Genomic DNA, 1880 nt, shown 5'->3' with positions numbered 1-1880 from the left:
GCGCAAGAGAAGAAGTCGCTGCTGCGCTTCCTGACCTGCGGTTCGGTCGATGATGGTAAGTCGACGTTGATCGGTCGGCTGTTGTCCGACACCAAGCAGATTTTCGAGGACCAGCTCGCCGCGCTCGAACGCGATTCGCGAAAGCACGGCACGACGGGCGACGACATCGACTTCGCGCTGCTGGTCGACGGCCTCGAGGCCGAGCGCGAGCAAGGCATCACAATCGACGTCGCCTACCGCTTCTTCGCCACGCCGAAGCGCAAGTTCATCGTCGCCGACACGCCCGGCCACGAACAATATACCCGCAACATGGCGACCGGTGCCTCGACCGCCGATCTGGCGATCGTGCTGATCGATGCCCGGCAGGGTATGCTGCGCCAGACCCGGCGCCATTCGATCATCGCCTCGCTGCTCGGCATTCGCCACATCGTGCTGGCGGTCAACAAGATCGATCTTGTCGATTTCGACCAGGCGGTCTTCGACAGCATCGTCGAGGACTACCGGCAGTTCTCAGGCGATCTCGGTTTCCAGACCATGGTGCCGATCCCGATGTCGGCCCGTTATGGCGACAATGTCAGCCGCCGCTCGGACAGCATGAAGTGGTATTCCGGCCCGACGCTGATCGAGCAACTCGAAACCGTCTCGGTCGACGAAGTCACCGCCGAGCTGCCGTTCCGCTTTCCGGTTCAGTACGTCAATCGCCCCAATCTCGATTTTCGCGGCTTCGCCGGCACCATCGCGTCCGGCACCATTGCGCAAGGCGACGAGGTCGTCGTCGCCAAATCGGGCAAGTCCTCGCATGTCAAACGCATCGTCGCCTATGGCGGCGATCTCAAACAGGCGGTGGCCGGCCAGGCCATAACGCTCGTCCTTGACGACGAGGTCGAGGTTTCCAGGGGCAACATGCTGGTTTCGCCGGCCGCGCGGCCGCAGGTCGCCGACCAGTTCGCCGCCAACATCGTCTGGTTCGACGAGCATGCGCTGCTGCCGGGCCGCTCCTATATCCTGCGCACCGAGACCGATCAGACCAGCGCCACCGTCACCGACTTGAAATACCGCATCAACGTCAACGACTTTGGCCATGAGGCGGCCAAGTCGCTCGAGATGAATGAAGTCGGCATCTGCAACATCTCGACGCGGGCGCCGATTGCCTTCGACCCGTTTGGCGAGAACCGGACCACTGGCGCCTTTATCCTGATCGATCGCATCAGCAACGCCACGGTTGGCGCCGGCATGATCGTGCACTCGCTGCGCCGCGCCGAAAACATCCATTGGCAATCGCTCGATGTCGGCAAGCGCGTGCGCGCCGACATGAAGAACCAGCGGCCGGCCGTGTTCTGGTTCACGGGGCTTTCGGGTTCCGGCAAGTCTACCATCGCCAACCTGTTCGAGAAGAAGCTGTTCGCCACAGGCCGCCATACCTATATTCTCGATGGCGACAATGTCCGTCACGGTCTCAACCGCGACCTCGGATTCACCGATGCCGATCGCGTCGAGAACATTCGCCGCGTCGCCGAAGTGGCCAAGCTGATGGCCGATGCCGGGCTGATCGTCATTGTCTCCTTCATTTCGCCGTTCAGCGCCGAGCGGCGCATGGCCAGGGAATTGATGGCCGATGGCGAGTTCATCGAGGTGTTTGTCGACACGCCTTTCGAGGAATGCGCCAGGCGTGACCCGAAGGGTCTCTACGCCCGCGCGCTGAATGGCGAGATCAAGAATTTCACCGGTGTCGATTCTCCTTACGAAGCACCGGAGAAACCGGAGATCCATCTCAAGACGCTCGGCAAGTCGGCCGAAGAGATGGTAGATACCCTGGAACACTGGCTGGACGAGCGTGACATTGCCGAAGAGCAATATGACAATGGCGGCGGCATCTGACG

1 protein-coding gene is annotated in these 1880 nt (G+C 61.5%); it reads left to right on the top strand.

Going from position 1 to position 1880, the window contains the following annotated elements; genetic code table 11:
• A partial coding sequence (gene cysN / locus EN845_RS33730; RefSeq protein ID WP_127873641.1) for a sulfate adenylyltransferase subunit CysN occupies nt 1–1878 on the top strand: 1878 nt, incomplete at its 5' end.
• Nucleotides 1879–1880: the final 2 nt, after the last annotated feature.

The organism is Mesorhizobium sp. M8A.F.Ca.ET.202.01.1.1, from assembly GCF_004791595.1.
Lineage (GTDB): Bacteria > Pseudomonadota > Alphaproteobacteria > Rhizobiales > Rhizobiaceae > Mesorhizobium.
This window is presented reverse-complemented; position numbering and strand designations above follow the sequence as displayed.